The organism is Nocardioides pymetrozini, from assembly GCF_046058985.1.
In the GTDB taxonomy this organism is placed as follows: domain Bacteria; phylum Actinomycetota; class Actinomycetes; order Propionibacteriales; family Nocardioidaceae; genus Nocardioides.
Window position 1 is genome coordinate 4,002,352 of record NZ_CP175556.1, and the last position, 16,446, is coordinate 4,018,797.

Consider the following 16,446-nt stretch of genomic DNA (forward strand, 5'->3'; position numbering starts at 1 on the left):
ATGGACATCACCTCCATCACCGGTGCGGCGTACATCGTCGCCGCCCTGCTGTTCATCCTCTCGCTGGCGGGCCTGTCCCGGCACGAGTCGGCCCGCAGCGGCCTGACCTTCGGCATCGTCGGCATGGCCGTCGCGCTCGTCGCCACGGTGGCCGGCGTCATCGACGTCAGCGAGTACGTCGACGACCGGGCGCTCGTCATCGTCCTCATGATCGCCGCGATCGCCGTCGGGGCCGTGATCGGCCTGTGGCGCGCGAAGATCGTCGAGATGACCGGCATGCCCGAGCTCATCGCGGCCCTGCACTCGTTCGTCGGTCTGGCCGCCGTCCTCATCGGGTGGAACGGGCACATCCTGGGCTCGCACGACTCGATGCCCAGCCTCGTCAACATCCACGAGGCCGAGGTCGCGATCGGCATCTTCATCGGTGCGGTCACCTTCACGGGCTCGATCGTCGCCAACCTGAAGCTGTCGGCGAAGATGAAGTCCGCCCCGCTCATGCTGCCGGGCAAGAACCTCATCAACGTCGGCTCGCTGGTGCTGTTCGCGATCCTGACCGCGATCTACGTCTCCCTCGACACCCACGACAACACGTCGGCGGACATCCTGCTGGGCGTCCTCACGGTCCTCGCGCTGGCGCTGGGCTGGCACCTCGTCGCCTCGATCGGCGGCGGCGACATGCCCGTCGTGGTCTCGATGCTGAACTCGTACTCCGGCTGGGCCGCGGCGGCCTCGGGCTTCCTGCTCGGCAACGACCTGCTGATCGTGACCGGCGCGCTCGTCGGCTCCTCCGGTGCCTACCTGTCGTACATCATGTGCAAGGCGATGAACCGCTCGTTCATCTCCGTGATCGCCGGCGGCTTCGGCATCGAGGCCCCCGCGGGCGACGACAAGGACTACGGCGAGCACCGCGAGATCCAGGCCGACGCCGTCGCCGAGCTCCTCGCCGGCGCCTCGTCGGTGGTGATCACGCCGGGCTACGGCATGGCCGTGGCGCAGGCGCAGTACCCGGTCGCCGACCTGACCGCGAAGCTGCGGGCCAAGGGCGTCGACGTCCGCTTCGGCATCCACCCCGTCGCCGGGCGCCTCCCGGGCCACATGAACGTGCTTCTCGCCGAGGCCAAGCTGCCCTACGACATCGTGCTCGAGATGGACGAGATCAACGACGACTTCGCCGACACCGACGTCGTCCTCGTCATCGGTGCCAACGACACGGTCAACCCGGCCGCGTCGGAGGACCCCTCCTCCCCGATCGCCGGCATGCCGGTGCTCGAGGTCTGGAACGCCAAGGACGTCATCGTCTTCAAGCGCTCCATGGCCGCCGGCTATGCAGGGGTCCAGAACCCGCTGTTCTTCCGTGAGAACAGCCAGATGCTGTTCGGCGACGCGAAGGTCAAGGTCGAGGAGATCGTGCACCACCTCAACTGACCCCGCGATCCCCAGCGGTACGACGAAGGGCCGGTCCTCCACGGGACCGGCCCTTCGCCGTCCTCAGAGGACGATCTCGGCCAGCGTCTCGTAGCGAGGCGTGCGGCGCGGGCCCTCGCCGAGGTGGGAGGCGACCACCTCCACGGCTCGCAGCGGCCAGGCCGGGCCGGCGTAGGTCTCCAGCAGCCGCACCCAGCTGGTCATCTCGGTCGGGTGGCCCCCGGTGCGGGCGATCGTGACGTGGGGCCGGAAGCGCTGGCCGTCCACCTCGATGCCGCAGGCGACCGCGGCGTTGCGAGCGCGGACGGAGAGCCGCTCGAGCAGGTCGGTCGCCCCGGTGACCCCGGTGGCGAGGACCCGGGCCTCGGTGACCTGGGGGAAGACCACGGGCCCGGCCAGGGACAGCTCGGCGGGAGCGAGGTCGTCGAGCGACTCGGCCAGGCGGTCGACGTACGCGTCGACGCGGAGCTCCGGGGCCGCGGCCATGAACGCCAGAGTGAGGTGCATCTGCTCGGGTCGAGTCCACCGGAAGGCGGCGGCCCCCCGGCGCGGCTCGAGGAAGGCGTCGAGGTGCTCGATCGCCTGCGGGGGCGGGACGACGGCGGCGAAGACGCGCATCAGACCTGCGTGCCGACCAGCTGGCCGATGCCGTGGGTGACCGCCATCGCCAGCAGGCCGCCCACCACGTTGCGCAGCACGGCGCGGGTCGGCGAGCCGTAGCCGAAGCGGGCGCTGAGCCAGCCGGTGAGCACCAGCGCCACCACGACGGCGACCACGGTGACCGGGACCCGCGCGTCGGCGGCGACGAGGACGATGGTCAGCAGGGGCAGCAGCGCGCCGAGCGTGAACGACAGCATCGAGGCGAGCGCGGCGTTCCACGGGCTGGTCAGGTCGTCGGGGTCGATGCCCAGCTCGACCTCGGCGTGCGCCGCGAGGGCGTCGTTCTCGGTGAGCTGCCGAGCCACCTGCAGCGCGAGGTCGGGGTCGAGGCCCTTGTCGACGTACAGGCCGGCCAGCTCGGCGAGCTCGTCCTCGGGGTCCTCGCGCAGCTCACGGCGCTCCTTGGCGAGCAGCGCCTCCTCGGAGTCGCGCTGGGTGCTGACCGAGACGTACTCCCCCGCCGCCATGCTCATCGCGCCCGCGGCGAGGCCCGCGATGCCGGCGACCATGATGGCGCTGCGGTCACTGGTCGCACCGGCGACGCCCAGCACGATGCCCGCCGTGGAGACGATGCCGTCGTTGGCGCCGAGCACGCCGGCGCGCAGCCAGTTGAGCCGGTCGTTGAAGGTGCGCTCGTGGGGCTCGTCCTCGTGGGGTCCGATCGCCTCCGCTGCCGTCTCCGCATCCACCACGAGACCATCATCCCCGACCGGAGACCGGCCGCGCGATCACAGCCCCAGGTCGCGCCCGATCAGCTCCTTCATGATCTCGTTCGAGCCGGCCCAGATCTTGGTGACCCGGGCGTCGCGCCAGGCACGGGCGACGCGGTACTCGTTCATGAAGCCATAGCCGCCGTGGATCTGGACGCAGTGGTCGAGGACCTCGGACTGCACCTGCGAGGAGTACCACTTGGCCTTGGCGGCGTCGATCGCCGTGAGCGTCTTCTGCGAGTGGTTGAGCACGCACTTGTCGATGTACGCCTCGGCCGCCTCGATCCGGGTGACCAGGTCGGCCAGCAGGAACTTGTTGTGCTGGAAGGTGCCGATGGGGGCGCCGAAGGCGTGGCGCTCCTTGGCGTACTCGATGGTCTCGAGCAGGATCTGCTTGGCGTGCGCGACATTGGCGACGGCGCAGGCGAGCCGCTCCTGGGGCAGCTTCTGCATCATGTGGATGAAGCCCATGTTGAGCTCGCCGATGATCTCGGCGTCGGTGACGCGGACGTTCTCGAAGAACAGCTCGGCGGTGTCGGACTCCTCCATGCCGACCTTGTCGAGCTTGCGACCGCGCGAGAACCCCTCCGCGGTCGCCTCGATGCCGAAGAGGGTGATGCCCTTCGGGCCCTTCTCCGGGTCGGTGCGCACGGCGGTGACGAAGAGGTCGCCGGAGTAGCCGTTGGTGATGAAGGTCTTCGAGCCGTTGATCACCCAGGAGTCGCCGTCGCGCACGGCAGTGGTCTTGAGCGCGGCGAGATCGGAGCCGCCGGACGGCTCGGTCATGCCGATGCCGAGCAGGATCTCCCCTGACGCGACGCCCGGGAGCCAGCGCTGCTTCTGCTCCTCGGTGCCGAGCTCGACGATGTAGGGCGCGGTGATGTCGGCGTGGATGCCGTGACAGGTCGGGTACGCCGCACCGACCTTCGCGAGCTCCTCCTGGAGCACGGCGTTGAACCGGAAGTCGCCGGCGTCCGAGCCGCCGTACTCCTCCGGGATGCACAGGCCGAGCAGGCCCTGCTTGCCGGCCTCGAGCCAGAACTCGCGCGGCAGCGCCTTGTTGGCGATGTGCTCCTCGGTGTGCGGCAGGACCGACCGGTCGACGAACTCCTTGACGGAGGCACGGAAGGCCTCGTGGTCCTCGTCGTAGATCTCACGCTTCATGAGGGCGACTCTACTCGCGAGTCACATCCGCGGTCCTTGTCCCCGCGCACAACGAGTCCGCCCGGATCGTTGGTCACCGGCCCGCGCCGCGCAGGCCTCAGGCGGGGTCCTCGCCGGCGGGCACGACCCGCTTCGGCATGAGCAGCCCCGCCACCACCAGGCCGAGCGCGGCGGCGAGGACGGCGAGGAAGACGGCGTGCAGGGCCGGGTCGAGCACCGCCGCGGGGAGGGCCTCGAGCTCCACGTCGCCGGCCCGCTCGCCCCCACCGAGGCGGCTGGCCACGACGCCGTTGGCGATGGCGCCGAAGACGGCGACGCCCACGGCGCTGCCGACCGAGCGCGCGAACATGTTGCTGCCGGTCGCGACGCCGCGATCGCGCCAGGTGACCGCGGCCTGCGCGGCGACGATGCCCGGGCTCGCGACATAGCCCAGGCCCAGGCCGAGCACCAGGCAGCCGAGCGCGAGCACCCACACCGGGCTGTCCGGGCCGGCCGTCGCGACGATCCCGGCGCCCAGCAGGCCGAACGCGGCGCCGGCGAGGAGGCAGCCGCGGTAGCTGCCGCGGACGTAGAAGCGCCCGGCGGTGCTCGCCGCGATCGGCCACCCGATGGCAAGCGCCGCGACGGCGAGGCCGGCGGTGACGGCGCCGGCGCCGAGGACCTGTTGCGCGTAGACCGGCACGTACGACGTCACGCCGAGCATCACCGTGCCGACCACGAAGGCGCCGATGAGGGACGAGCCCAGGACGCGGTGGTGCACCACCCACAGCGGGAGGACGGGGTCGGGCGCGCGGCGCTCGACCAGCACGAAGGCCGCGAGGAGCACGGCGGCCAATGCGAAGATGCCGACCCCCACCGGCGAGAACCACGGCCAGCGGATGCCGCCCTCGAGCAGCCCGAGGAGGAGCAGGCCGGCGGCGACGGCGAGCAGGAGGGCTCCGGGCACGTCGACGGGACGGCGCTGCCCGCGCGCCAGCCCGGCGGAGGACTCGTCGAAGCGCCGGTGCAGGACGAAGGCCGCGACCAGGCCGAGCGGGAGGTTGATCCAGAAGATCCAGCGCCACGACGCGTGCTCGGAGAAGAGCCCACCGAGCGTCGGACCGACGACGGCCGAGGTCGCCCACACGCCCGCCACGTAGCTCTGCGCGACCGCGCGCTCGGCGACGGAGTAGATGTCACCCATGATCGTCATGCCGGCCGGCTGGATCGCTCCGGCGCCGAGGCCCTGCACCGCGCGGAACACGATGAGGGCGGTCATGCTCCACGCCACGGCGCACAGCACGGAGCCGAGCACGAACAGGCCGATCCCGAGCAGCATGAGCGGCTTGCGACCGAAGACGTCCGCGAGCTTGCCGTAGATCGGGGTGGTCACGGCCTGGGCGAGGAGGTAGGTCGAGAACAGCCAGGGGAACTGGGTGAAGCCGCCGAGGTCCTCGACGATCGCGGGCACGGCGGTGGCCAGGATCGTCGTGTCGATGGCGACCAGGGCGGTGCTCAGCATGACGGCGCCGAGGACCGGCCCCCGCTCGCTGCGCAGCCCGACGCTCGCTCGGCTGATCGGGGCGGTGGCGGGCAGGGTCACGTCCAGCCGCAACCGCCCCGCGCCGTACGCCATTCCCGCTCCTAGACTCGGCCCCATGGCCGCCCACGACACCCGGATGCTGCTGCTGGGTGCCGTGGCGCTGTTCGAGCCCGTCAACGGCTACCAGATCCGGCGCGAGCTGCTGTCCTGGAGCGTCGACGACTGGGCCAACCTCAACCCCGGCTCGATCTACAACGGCCTGGCGACGCTGACGCGCCAGGGCTTCCTCGTCCGCCACGACCTCGAGGACGGTGGGCGCGAGGTCGCGGTCTACGAGGTGACCCGCGCGGGCCGGGACGAGCTCGAGCGGCTGGTCACCGCCGGGCTCGAGGAGGTCAGCGTCGTGGATCGCAAGGGCTTCAGTGCCGCCTTCGGGCTGCTTCCGCTGGTGCCCCCGGAGCACGCGCTGCGCTCGCTGGTACGACGCCGGGTGGCGCTCGAGGAGCTCGTGGCCCGGCTCGCGACGCCCCCGGACGCGGCGCAGGCGCCCCCGCACGCCCTGCGGACGGTGGTGCTGTGGCTCGACCTGGCCGTGGCCGAGCTGGCCTGGCTGCGGGAGACCATCGAGGAGCTCAAGGCCGGGCGGCTCGCCCTCGACGCCTCCACGTGGACGCCCCCCGCGGACGACCCGGGCTGGCAGATGAACGCCGACCGCGAGCGCTATCGCGCCCTGCTCGAGCGCTGAGACACCCGCGGGGGGCGCGCCATGGCGTCGCGCCGCGCGGGACCCGGCGCCGTTAACCGCTTGCGCTCGGCCCGGGACGGGTGGTCCCGTCGTCCTTGCGGGGGACGGCCATTTGACAGTCGGTATTCAAGTTTGAATACTCGGATTGTTCAACCTTGACTACGAGGGGACTCCACCATGATCCGTGCACGAGGACTCGTGCAGACCTTCCACAGCGGACAGGGCAAGCAGCGCAAGGAGGTGCACGCCGTGCGCGGCGTCGACCTCGACGTCGCCGAGGGCGAGGTCGTCGGCTTCCTGGGGCCCAACGGGGCCGGGAAGACCACGACGCTGCGGATGCTCACCACGCTGCTCAAGCCGACCGCCGGCACCGCCACGGTCGCCGGCTACGACGTCGCGACCCAGGCCGTCGACGTGCGGCGCAGCATCGGCTACTGCTCGCAGGTCGGCTCGACCTTCTCCGGCGCCTACGCCGGCGACGAGGTGGTCGACCACGGGATGCTCTACGGGATGTCGAAGAAGGCGGCCGTGGCCAAGGGCCAGGAGCTCTTCGACAAGCTGCAGCTCGACGGCCTGTGGCGGCGGATGCCCAAGAACATGTCCGGCGGCCAGAAGCGACGCCTCGACATCGCGATGGCGCTCATCCACTCGCCGTCCCTCGTCTTCCTCGACGAGCCGACCACCGGCCTCGACCCGCAGGCGCGGATCAACCTGTGGCACCACATCGCGGACCTGCGGGCGAAGGAGGGCGCGACCGTCTTCCTCACCACGCACTATCTCGACGAGGCCGACGCCCTCGCCGACCGGATCGTCATCATCGACAAGGGCGAGATCGTGGCCAGCGACACCGCCGACAACCTCAAGGCGGCCGTCGCCGGCGACCTCGTGGACCTCGAGGTGGCCACGGACGAGCAGGTCGCCATCGCCCGTGAGAAGCTCGGCTCGCTCTGTGCCGACGTCGAGGTCGAGGACCGCCACGTGCGCGGCCGCGTCGCACGCGCCGGCAAGGCGGTCCCCGGACTCCTCCGCGACCTGGAGAGCTCGGGCGTCGGCCTGGAGTCCATCGAGGTCGTCCGCCCCACCCTCGACGACGTCTTCCTCACCCTGACCGGCCGCTCCCTGCGCGACGCCGAGGCCGCCGCGGAGGCGGCGGACGGCGCTGCGGTCGAGGCAGAGGCCGACGCCCCCACCGAAGGAGCCCGCGCGTGAACACCTTCCTCCGCGAGTCCTGGATCGTCTTCAACCGCCAGCTGCGGATGAACCTGCGCAACCCCGCGTGGGTGATCATCGGCATGCTGCAGCCGGTGCTCTACCTGCTGCTCTTCGGGCCGCTCCTGGAGCCGGTCATCGCCCAGCTCGGCGGCAACAAGTACACCTGGTTCGTGCCCGGCATGCTGGTCCAGCTCGGCATCTTCGGGGCGTTCTTCGCCGGGTTCTCGCTCATCGGCGAGTGGCGCGAGGGCGTCATCGAGGCCGAGCGGGTGACGCCGGCACACCGCTCGGCGCTGCTCTTCGGCCGGCTCTACCGCGACCTGCTGCAGCTCTTCGTCCAGGCGGTGATCCTGGTCGGGCTCGGCCTGGTCATGGGCATGGACGCGACGTTCGGCGGCATCGTCGTCGGCGTCGTCCTCACCCTGATGCTCGGCGGCGCCTGCGCCGCCGCGTCCAACGCTCTCGCCCTCACCACGAAGAGCGAGGACGTCATGGCGCCGGTGATCAACGTCGTGATGATGCCGGTGCTGCTGCTCAGCGGCATCCTGCTCCCGATGAGCTTCGGCGCCGGCTGGCTGGAGCGGCTCAGCGACTTCATGCCGATCCGGCACGTGGTCGACGCCGTCCGCGCCGCCTTCTTCGGCGACTTCGACGGCTCCATGCTGTGGGGCGTCGGCTGGACCGTGGTCCTCTTCGGTCTCGCGGTGTGGTGGGGGACGTCGGTGTTCAAGAAGGAGAACGCCTGACCCCCCGGGCCGGTCAGCGACCGGCCAGGACGCGGTCCGGCGGCGCATCGGGGGCGTCGTGCCCCTCGCGGAAGCCGTACCGCGTCCACCACCGGGCGAGCGGAGCGGGCGCCCACCAGTTCCAGCGGCCGAGCAGCTTCATCGTCGCCGGCACCAGCAGCGCCCGGACGACGGTCGCGTCGACGAGGATCGCCACCAGCATCCCGATCCCGAGCATCTTCATGAACACCACGCCGCTGAGGCTGAACGCACCGATGACGACGGCGAGCAGCAGGGCCGCGCTGGTGATGATCCGGCCGGTCTTCTGCACGCCCGTCTGGACCGCGAGGTCGTTGTCGCCCGTGGCGTCCCACTGCTCGCGGACCCGCGAGAGCAGGAAGACCTCGTAGTCCATCGACAGCCCGAAGAGGACGGCCAGCATCACGATCGGGTTGGTCAGGTCGAGGAAGCCCTGCGGGGTGAAGCCCAGCAGGCCGGACAGATGGCCGTCGCTGAAGATCCACGTCACCACCCCGAACGACGCCGTGATGGACAGGGCGTTCATCAGCACCGCCTTGAGCGGGAGGACCACCGAGCCGAACGCGAGGAAGAGCAGCAGGAGCATCACGCCCACGACGATCAGGCCCATCACGGGCAGGTGGTCCCTGACCGAGCCCGCGAGGTCGACCGTGTCCGCCGTCAGGCCACCGACGAGCGCCTCCGCACCGTCCGGGGCGGCGACGGCTCTCAGGTCGCGGACCATCTGCTGGGACGCGTCGGTCTGGCTGTTGCCCTCCCACGCCGCGCGCAGCAGCGTCGTGTCGCCCTCGCTCGCGACCGGTCGCACGTCGACCACGCCCTCGACGTCCGCCAGGTCCGCCGTGTACGACGCCACGCCGGCCTCGTCCGCCCCCGTCACCAGGACGTTGGCGGTCGAGCGCTCGGGACCGAACTCGGTGTTGAGGACCTCCGAGGCCTGGTGCGACGGGGTGTCGGACGGGAGCACGCGGTAGTCCACGCTGCCCCACCTCACCCCGAGGAACGGGGAGGCGACGGCCAGCAGGAGGACGACCACGCCGGTCGCGACGACCACGGGCCGCCGCATCACGGCCCGGGCCAGGCGCGCCCATGCGCCGTGGTCGCTCTCGACCGGGGTCGCGCGCTGCAGGAAGGGGATGCGGACCGCGTCGATGCGCGTGCCGAGCAGCGCCAGCGTCGCGGGGAGAAGGGTCAGGGCGGCGACCATCGCGATGAGCACGGCCGCGATGCCGCCGTACCCGATGGACTTGAGGAAGGTCTGCGGGAAGACCAGGAGCGAGCTCATCGCGGCCGCGACGGTGAGCGCCGAGAAGGCGACGGTGCGTCCGGCGGTCGCCATCGTGCGCACCACGGCGCGACGGGGGTCGGCGGGGTCGCGGGCGATCTCCTCGCGGAAGCGGGAGACCACGAAGAGGGCGTAGTCGATCGCCAGGCCCAGTCCGAGGAGGGTGATGATGTTGGGCGCGAAGATCGAGACGTCGACGAGCTCGTTGAGCCCCGCGATGGTCGCCCGCGCCCCCAGCACGGCGACCAGGCCGACCAGGACGGGCATCAGCGCGGCCACGACGCTGCGGAAGATGACGAGCGAGAGGATCAGCACGACGGGAAGCGAGACGATCTCGGCGCGCAGCAGGTCGGCCTTCGTCTCCTCGTTGACGTCGGTGTAGACCGCGTAGGGGCCGGCGAAGGCGGTGTCGAGGGAGCTCTCCTCGACCTCGGGCCGCATCGCGTCGAAGGAGTCGATGAAGTCGTTCTGGCTCTCGCCCGCCAGGGAGACGTAGACGGCCGTCGCGTGCCCGTCCTCGCTGACCATCGCGGGGTCCTGCGCGTCGTACCAGGTGACGACGGAGACCACGCTGTCGTCCGGGATCGCCGCGACCGTGCGCTCGACCTCGGCACGGAAGTCCTCGTCCGCGACGGCCCGGTCGTCGCTGGAGAAGATCACGATCGCGTCGATCGAGCGGTTGCCGAAGGTCTCCCGCTCGAGCGCGAGCTCGCGGGCCGACTCGGTGCCCGGGTCGTCGAAGCCGCCGGCCGAGAGCTTGTCCTCCAGGCCGAGGCCGGCGACGGCGGCGAGTCCGGTGAGGCCGAGCCCCACGAGCAGCACGGCCACGGCTCGGCGCACGACGAGAGCGCCCCATCGCTCGATCATGATCGGTCCTTCCGGAGGTGTTGGTGAACCTCAGTCAGTTTCGTGAACACCGTTAACGGTAAACGGTGTAAACTGCGCGCGTCAAGCGTTCGTCAGTCGATCTCGAGGAGTCCCGTGCCCCACCTGCGTGTGCCCACCCGACGGGAGCGCCAGCGCGAGGCGACGTACGACGAGATCGTCGCCGTCGCCGCCCGGCTGCTGGACGAGGGGGCCGACCTCTCCCTACGCGCCGTCGCCGCGGGGATGGGCATGACGGCTCCCGCGCTCTACCGCTACGTCTCCAACTACCAGCAGCTCGTCGACCTGGTGGCCTTCGAGCTCGACAAGGCCGCCACGGCGACCTGGGCGGAGGCGGCGGCCCGCTTCCCCGAGGACGACCCCGCGGCCCGGCTGACCGTCGCGTGCGCGCGCTTCCGGCACTGGGCGCTGACGAAGCCGCGCGAGTTCGCCCTCGTCTTCGCGAACCCGATCGCCGAGGCCGACACCGAGCGCCGCGAGCTGCTGACGGTGTCGACCTCCGGCCACTACTTCACCGACCTGCTCTGGCAGATCTGGGAGCGCTACCGCTTCCCCTACCCGGCGCTCGACGAGCTCGACCCGGTCATCCGCGAGGCGGTCCTCGAGCCCCTGATCCCCGCCAAGGCCGACCACATCCCCGCGGAGGAGCGGGGCCTGCTCTGGGTCTACATGCGCTCGTGGTCGGCGCTCTACGGCGTGGTCACCTTGGAGTCGACCGGCCACTGCGATCCCCGGGTCATCGCCTCCGGCCAGCTCTTCCGGGCCACGATCCTCGACTGGCTCGGGCCCCTCGGCCTCGGCGAGGAGCGTGAGCGGCTGACGGCCATCCTCGACGAGGAGCTGGCCCGACCCGTCACCAGCTGACGCTCCCCGCGCGTCGACCCGGCAGAAGATGGCACTCGACCTGCGACTTCGCGCCGGGTCGGCGTACTCCGGGTGCCTTCTCGCGCCGGGTCGCGGTCAGGTCCAGAGCACCTCGCGGGCCCAGGCCGGCACCAGGTCGCCGGCCCGACCCTGCCGGGACTCGTGGAAGAAGTGGCTGCCCTCGCTGGGCTCGAGGTTGAGCTCGAGGGTGCGCGCGCCATGCCGGCGCGCGTGCTGGACGAACCCGGCCGCGGGGTAGACCGCGCCCGACGTGCCGACCGAGACGAAGAGGCTGGCCTCCGAGAGCGCCTCGGCGATCCGGTCCATCTCGTAGGGCACCTCGCCGAACCACACCACGTCGGGACGCAGGTCGTGGACGCCGCAGCCCGGGCAGGCCGGCTCGTCGACGAGCGTGCCGCTCCAGGGACAGGTCTCCCCACACGCGCGGCACAGCGCCTTCAGCAGCTCGCCGTGCATGTGGACCACGTTGCGCGAGCCGGCGCGCTCGTGGAGGTCGTCGATGTTCTGGGTGACGACGAGCAGACCGGTGCCCAAGGTCTCCTCGAGCTCGGCGAGGGCGCGGTGCGCGGCGTTCGGCTCGACCGTCGCCAGCGCGGCCCGGCGCTCGTCGTAGAAGCGCTGCACCGTGGCGCGGTCCCGCTCGAAGCCCTCCGGCGTCGCGACGTCCTCGACCCGGTGCCCCTCCCAGAGACCGTCGGCGTCGCGGAAGGTCGGCACGCCGCTCTCGGCGGAGATGCCGGCACCGGTCAGGACGACGATCTGGGGCACGAGCGGAGGCTACCCGTCGGCCGGGTGACCGCCGTCACCCGTCCACGGGATCCGGCAGAATCGTCGCTCGTGCAGCTCCGCGAGGTCACCGGGTCGGTCGCCGACTTCCACGCGCGCGCCATCCCGGAGGACCTCCCGGAGGCGGAGGTCTGGTCCTTCGAGCCGTCGCACCGGGCCCTGGTCCTCGGCAGCGCCCAGGACCACACCGTCGCGGACGCGGAGGCCACGGCCGCCGCGGGCGTCGCCGTCGTCCGGCGCCGCAGCGGCGGTGGCGCGGTGTACGTCGACCCGGCCCGGTCGGTGTGGCTGGACGTCGTCGTGCCGCGCGGCGACACTCGCTGGAGCGACGACGTGCGCCAGGCGACGTATTGGCTCGGCGAGGCGTGGCAGCGGGCCCTCGCGGCCCTCGACCTGGACGCGGAGCTCTACCGCGGCGGCCTCGAGCAGACTCCCTGGGGGCGGCTCGTCTGCTTCGCCGCCCTCGGTCCGGGCGAGGTCCTCCTCGCGGGGCGCAAGGTCGTGGGGATCTCCCAGCGGCGCACGAGGGCCGGCGCCCGCTTCCAGTGCATCGCCTACGACCGCTGGGACCCGTCCGACGTCCTGGACCTCCTCGCCCTGGACCCGGCCGACCGCAGGGCGGCCGGGGCCGACCTGGCCGAGCGCGCCACCGGCGTCGGATCGCGGCTCGACGCGCTGCGTGCGGCGGTGCTGCGCGAGCTGGTCGGCGAGCGGACCGTGCACTGAGACCCATGCACTGAGAGCATCGCCCCCATGGAGCTGGACACGATCCGCGCATTCCTCGCGGTGGCCGACGGGCACACCGTGACCGAGACGGCCGAGCAGGTCCACCGCACCCAGCCCGCGGTCTCGCGCGCCCTGGCGCGGCTGGAGCGCGAGGTCGGCACCGCGCTCTTCCAGCGGGTCGGGCGGGGCCTGGTGCTGACGCCGGCCGGCCGGGAGCTGGTCGAGCACGCCCGCGAGACCCTCGACGCCTACGAGCGGGGCGTCCGCTCGGTGCAGGACCTCACCGCGCCCGGCGGCGGCTTCGTGCCGGTGGCCTTCCTGCACACCCTGGGCACGTGGCTGGTGCCCGAGCTGATCCGCGGCTTCCGGGCGGAGCGTCCCCAGGTCCGCTTCGACCTGCGCCAGCACGGCGACGCCGGCCTGGTCGACGACCTGCTGCACGGTGCGGTCGACCTCGCGATCACCGGCGACCGCCCCCGGATGGCGTCGCTGGAGAGCCGGCGCCTGTTCCTGGAGCCGCTGCGTCTCGCCGTGCCTCCGGACCACCGGCTCGCCGCCCGCCGTACGGCGCGGCTCGGCGACGTGGCGGACGAGCAGTTCATCGTGCTCAAGACCGGGTTCAGCCTGCGCGCGGTGACCGAGGAGCTGTGCGCGGAGGTCGGCTTCGCACCCCGGATCGGCTTCGAGGGCGAGGAGGTCGAGACCCTGCGCGGGCTGGTCTCCGCCGGCCTCGGCGTCGCCCTCCTGCCCGAGCCCCGCGGCGGCGCCGCCCCGGCCGCGCCGTCGCTGCGGGTCACCGACGTGCGCGCCTCGCGCGAGATCGGGCTGGCCTGGGTGCGCGAGCGAACCCTCCCGCCCGCATCGGCGCACTTCCGTGAGCACGCGCTCCGCGCGAGCCGGCGCATCCATGTGTCTGATGCATAATTTGTCCTTGAAGTAGGCATTAGACGCATGGCCGGCTCGGCACGCAGGATGGTGACGCCCATCACCGCCGACCCGAGGGACCCCTGCGATGACCGACATCGACCCCGCCGAGACCCAGGAGTGGCGCGACGCGCTCGCGGCCGTCCTGGAGTTCGAGGGCGAGGCCCGCACGAGGTATCTCCTGGACCAGGTGATGGAGGAGGCGCAGCGCCTCGGCGCCCGGGTGCCGTTCGTCGCGACCACGCCCTACGTCAACACGGTCGCCGTCGACGACGAGCCGGCCCATCCGGGCGACCGCGAGATCGAGCACCGGATCCGCTCCGCGATCCGGTGGAACGCCCTGGCGATGGTGTTGCGCGCCAACAAGGACTCCACCGAGCTCGGCGGCCACCTCTCCAGCTTCCAGTCCGCCGCCACGCTGTACGACGTCGGCTTCCAGCACTTCTGGCACGCCCCGTCGGAGAGCCACGGCGGTGACCTCGTCTACGTGCAGGGCCACCTCTCCCCCGGCATCTACGCCCGCGCCTTCCTCGAGGGCCGGCTCACGGAGGCCCAGCTCGACAGCTTCCGCCAGGAGACCGGTGGCGCTGCCGGATCGGGGCTGTCGTCGTACCCGCACCCCTGGCTGATGCCCGACTTCTGGCAGTTCCCGACGGTGTCCATGGGCCTCGGGCCGCTGATGGCGATCTACCAGGCGCGCTTCCTCAAGTACCTCCACGCGCGCGGGCTCGCGGACACCGCCGGCCGCAAGGTGTGGGCGTTCCTGGGCGACGGCGAGACCGACGAGCCCGAGTCGCTCGGTGCGATCTCGATGGCGGCGCGGGAGAAGCTCGACAACCTGGTCTTCGTCGTGAACTGCAACCTCCAGCGCCTCGACGGCCCGGTGCGCGGCAACGGCAAGATCATCCAGGAGCTCGAGGGCGTCTTCCGCGGCGCCGGCTGGAACGTCATCAAGCTGATCTGGGGCTCCACCTGGGACGAGCTGCTCGCCAAGGACACCACCGGCGCCCTCAAGCGCCGGATGATGGAGTGCGTCGACGGGGAGTACCAGACCTTCAAGTCCAAGGACGGCGCCTACGTGCGCGAGCACTTCTTCGGCGTCGACCCCGAGCTCGCGCAGATGGTCGCCGGCTGGAGCGACGACGAGATCTGGCGGCTGACCCGCGGCGGCCACGACCCGCAGAAGGTGTACGCCGCGTACGCCGCGGCCCACGCGCACACCGGGACGCCGACCGTGGTCCTGGCCAAGACCGTCAAGGGCTACGGCCTCGGCGCGGCCGGGGAGGCGCAGAACATCAGCCACCAGGCGAAGAAGGTCGCCGAGCCGGCGCTGCGGGCCTTCCGGGACCGCTTCCAGGTCCCGGTCGGCGACGAGCAGCTCCTCGACCTGCCCTATGTGTCCTTCGCTCCTGGCACGCCGGAGCACGACTACCTCCACGCGCGGCGGCGCGAGCTCGGCGGCTATCTCCCGCAGCGGCGTCGTACGTCGAGCCCGCTGGCCGTGCCCGGCATCGAGGCGTTCGCCGCGCAGACCGCCGGCTCGAACGGCCGCTCCCTGTCCACGACGATGGCCTTCGTCCAGATCCTCACCAAGCTGCTGCGCGACCCCGAGGTCGGCCGGCGGGTGGTGCCCATCGTCCCGGACGAGGCCCGCACGTTCGGGATGGAGGGCCTGTTCCGCCAGGTCGGGATCTTCTCGCAGAGCGGCCAGCTCTACACGCCCGAGGACGCCGACCAGCTGATGTTCTACAAGGAGGACGCCAGCGGCCAGATCCTCCAAGAGGGCATCAACGAGGCCGGCGCCATGTCGTCGTGGATCGCCGCCGCCACGTCGTACTCCAGCAGCGACACCCCGATGATCCCGTTCTACATCTACTACTCGATGTTCGGCTTCCAGCGGATCGGCGACCTCGCCTGGGCCGCCGGCGACATGCGCGCCCGCGGCTTCCTCCTCGGCGGCACCGCGGGACGGACCACGCTGAACGGCGAGGGCCTCCAGCACGAGGACGGGCACAGCCACCTGCAGGCGGCCACCATCCCCAACTGCGTCGCCTACGACCCGACCTATGCCTATGAGCTGGCGGTCATCGTCGCCGACGGCCTGCGCCGGATGTACGCCGAGCAGGAGGACGTCTTCTACTACCTGACGCTGATGAACGAGAACTACGAGCACCCGCCCATGCCGGAGGGCGCCGCCGAGGGCATCGTCCGGGGGATGTACCTGCTGCGACCGGGTAGCGGACGCGGTGCCGCGAAGGTCGACCTGCTCGGCTCGGGCACCATCCTGCGCGAGGTGCTCGCCGCGGCCGACCTGCTGGCGAAGGACTTCAAGGTGAAGGCAGACGTGTGGAGCGTGCCGAGCTTCACCGAGCTGCGCCGCGACGGCCTCGCCGTCGAGCGGTGGAACACGCTGCACCCGCTCGAGGAGCCGCGGACGCCCTATGTCACCGAGCTGCTGGCCGGGCGCACCGCGCCGGTGGTCGCCGCCACGGACTACATGAAGTCCTACGCGGACCAGATCCGCGCCTTCGTGCCGGGCAGCTACACCGCCCTCGGCACCGACGGCTACGGCCGCTCCGACTACCGCCGCAACCTGCGCCGCCACTTCGAGGTGGACCGGCACTTCATCGCGGTGACGGCCCTGCGCCGCCTGGCAGAGGCGGGCACTGTCGCCCCCGAGGTGGTCGCCGAGGCGATCGAGAAGTACGGCATCGACCCCGACCGGGCCGACCCGGCCCACGCATGAGGACGGC

General features: G+C 71.7%; 14 protein-coding genes. 8 read left to right on the forward strand and 6 right to left on the reverse strand.

Annotation, left to right across the window (positions count from 1 at the left end; genetic code table 11):
- The gene (gene pntB, locus ACJ5H2_RS19595) at positions 1-1,425 is read left to right on the forward strand and encodes a Re/Si-specific NAD(P)(+) transhydrogenase subunit beta (RefSeq protein WP_408897113.1); all 1,425 of its coding nucleotides are present in this window, start codon (positions 1-3) and stop codon (positions 1,423-1,425) included.
- 63 nt (positions 1,426-1,488) lie between these two features.
- Here the strand turns inward: pntB and thpR are convergent, their stop codons facing one another.
- The 4 genes from thpR to ACJ5H2_RS19615 form a co-directional block, all read right to left on the reverse strand.
- On the reverse strand, positions 1,489-2,043 hold the full coding sequence (gene thpR / locus ACJ5H2_RS19600; RefSeq protein WP_408897114.1) for an RNA 2',3'-cyclic phosphodiesterase: 555 nt from the start codon (positions 2,041-2,043) through the stop codon (positions 1,489-1,491).
- On the reverse strand, positions 2,043-2,777 hold the full coding sequence (locus ACJ5H2_RS19605) for a VIT family protein (protein ID WP_408897115.1): 735 nt from the start codon (positions 2,775-2,777) through the stop codon (positions 2,043-2,045). Before ACJ5H2_RS19605 ends, thpR begins: the two co-directional genes overlap by 1 nt.
- 36 nt (positions 2,778-2,813) lie before the next feature.
- Positions 2,814-3,959, reverse strand: a complete 1,146-nt coding sequence (locus ACJ5H2_RS19610) for an acyl-CoA dehydrogenase family protein (protein ID WP_408897116.1) — start codon at positions 3,957-3,959, stop codon at positions 2,814-2,816.
- Between the two features lie 97 nt (positions 3,960-4,056).
- Positions 4,057-5,574, reverse strand: coding sequence for an MDR family MFS transporter (locus ACJ5H2_RS19615; RefSeq protein WP_408897117.1), 1,518 nt, complete (start codon positions 5,572-5,574; stop codon positions 4,057-4,059).
- Between the two features lie 22 nt (positions 5,575-5,596).
- Here ACJ5H2_RS19615 and ACJ5H2_RS19620 point away from each other — a divergent pair, with 22 nt between their 5' ends.
- From ACJ5H2_RS19620 to ACJ5H2_RS19630, 3 genes are all read left to right on the forward strand, one after another.
- On the forward strand, positions 5,597-6,226 hold the full coding sequence (locus ACJ5H2_RS19620) for a PadR family transcriptional regulator (RefSeq protein WP_408897118.1): 630 nt from the start codon (positions 5,597-5,599) through the stop codon (positions 6,224-6,226).
- A 177-nt stretch (positions 6,227-6,403) separates the two neighbouring features.
- Complete coding sequence (locus ACJ5H2_RS19625; RefSeq protein ID WP_408897119.1) at positions 6,404-7,435, forward strand: ATP-binding cassette domain-containing protein; 1,032 nt, start codon at positions 6,404-6,406, stop codon at positions 7,433-7,435.
- Entirely contained in the window at positions 7,432-8,184 is a 753-nt protein-coding gene (locus ACJ5H2_RS19630; RefSeq protein WP_203048718.1) for an ABC transporter permease, read from the forward strand. Before ACJ5H2_RS19625 ends, ACJ5H2_RS19630 begins: the two co-directional genes overlap by 4 nt.
- A 13-nt stretch (positions 8,185-8,197) precedes the next feature.
- Here ACJ5H2_RS19630 and ACJ5H2_RS19635 read toward each other — a convergent pair whose 3' ends face one another.
- Positions 8,198-10,354 (reverse strand): MMPL family transporter, encoded by a 2,157-nt coding sequence (locus ACJ5H2_RS19635; protein WP_408897120.1) that lies wholly within the window; start codon positions 10,352-10,354, stop codon positions 8,198-8,200.
- A 114-nt stretch (positions 10,355-10,468) separates the two neighbouring features.
- Here ACJ5H2_RS19635 and ACJ5H2_RS19640 point away from each other — a divergent pair, with 114 nt between their 5' ends.
- Positions 10,469-11,236 (forward strand): TetR/AcrR family transcriptional regulator, encoded by a 768-nt coding sequence (locus ACJ5H2_RS19640; RefSeq protein ID WP_408897121.1) that lies wholly within the window; start codon positions 10,469-10,471, stop codon positions 11,234-11,236.
- A gap of 96 nt (positions 11,237-11,332) precedes the next feature.
- Here the strand turns inward: ACJ5H2_RS19640 and ACJ5H2_RS19645 are convergent, their stop codons facing one another.
- Positions 11,333-12,025 (reverse strand): NAD-dependent deacylase, encoded by a 693-nt coding sequence (locus ACJ5H2_RS19645; RefSeq protein WP_408897122.1) that lies wholly within the window; start codon positions 12,023-12,025, stop codon positions 11,333-11,335.
- A 69-nt stretch (positions 12,026-12,094) separates the two neighbouring features.
- On the opposite strand from ACJ5H2_RS19645, the gene ACJ5H2_RS19650 reads away from it, so the two are divergent.
- The 3 genes from ACJ5H2_RS19650 (at position 12,095) to aceE (ending at position 16,439) form a co-directional block, all read left to right on the forward strand.
- Positions 12,095-12,769, forward strand: coding sequence for a lipoyl protein ligase domain-containing protein (locus ACJ5H2_RS19650; RefSeq protein ID WP_408897123.1), 675 nt, complete (start codon positions 12,095-12,097; stop codon positions 12,767-12,769).
- Between the two features lie 27 nt (positions 12,770-12,796).
- Positions 12,797-13,693, forward strand: coding sequence for a LysR family transcriptional regulator (locus ACJ5H2_RS19655; RefSeq protein ID WP_408897124.1), 897 nt, complete (start codon positions 12,797-12,799; stop codon positions 13,691-13,693).
- An 88-nt stretch (positions 13,694-13,781) separates the two neighbouring features.
- The gene (gene aceE, locus ACJ5H2_RS19660; RefSeq protein WP_408897125.1) at positions 13,782-16,439 is read left to right on the forward strand and encodes a pyruvate dehydrogenase (acetyl-transferring), homodimeric type; all 2,658 of its coding nucleotides are present in this window, start codon (positions 13,782-13,784) and stop codon (positions 16,437-16,439) included.
- Positions 16,440-16,446: the final 7 nt, after the last annotated feature.

Bases quoted from the DNA above. Each gene is read 5' to 3' on its own strand.
- ACJ5H2_RS19615 (WP_408897117.1), bottom strand. From the start codon at position 5,574: ATGGCGTACGGCGCGGGGCGGTTGCGGCTGGACGTGACCCTGCCCGCC.
- aceE (WP_408897125.1), top strand. From the start codon at position 13,782: ATGACCGACATCGACCCCGCCGAGACCCAGGAGTGGCGCGACGCGCTC.
- ACJ5H2_RS19655 (WP_408897124.1), top strand. From the start codon at position 12,797: ATGGAGCTGGACACGATCCGCGCATTCCTCGCGGTGGCCGACGGGCAC.
- thpR (WP_408897114.1), bottom strand. From the start codon at position 2,043: ATGCGCGTCTTCGCCGCCGTCGTCCCGCCCCCGCAGGCGATCGAGCAC.
- ACJ5H2_RS19625 (WP_408897119.1), top strand. From the start codon at position 6,404: ATGATCCGTGCACGAGGACTCGTGCAGACCTTCCACAGCGGACAGGGC.
- ACJ5H2_RS19610 (WP_408897116.1), bottom strand. From the start codon at position 3,959: ATGAAGCGTGAGATCTACGACGAGGACCACGAGGCCTTCCGTGCCTCC.
- ACJ5H2_RS19635 (WP_408897120.1), bottom strand. From the start codon at position 10,354: ATGATCGAGCGATGGGGCGCTCTCGTCGTGCGCCGAGCCGTGGCCGTG.
- pntB (WP_408897113.1), top strand. From the start codon at position 1: ATGGACATCACCTCCATCACCGGTGCGGCGTACATCGTCGCCGCCCTG.
- ACJ5H2_RS19620 (WP_408897118.1), top strand. From the start codon at position 5,597: ATGGCCGCCCACGACACCCGGATGCTGCTGCTGGGTGCCGTGGCGCTG.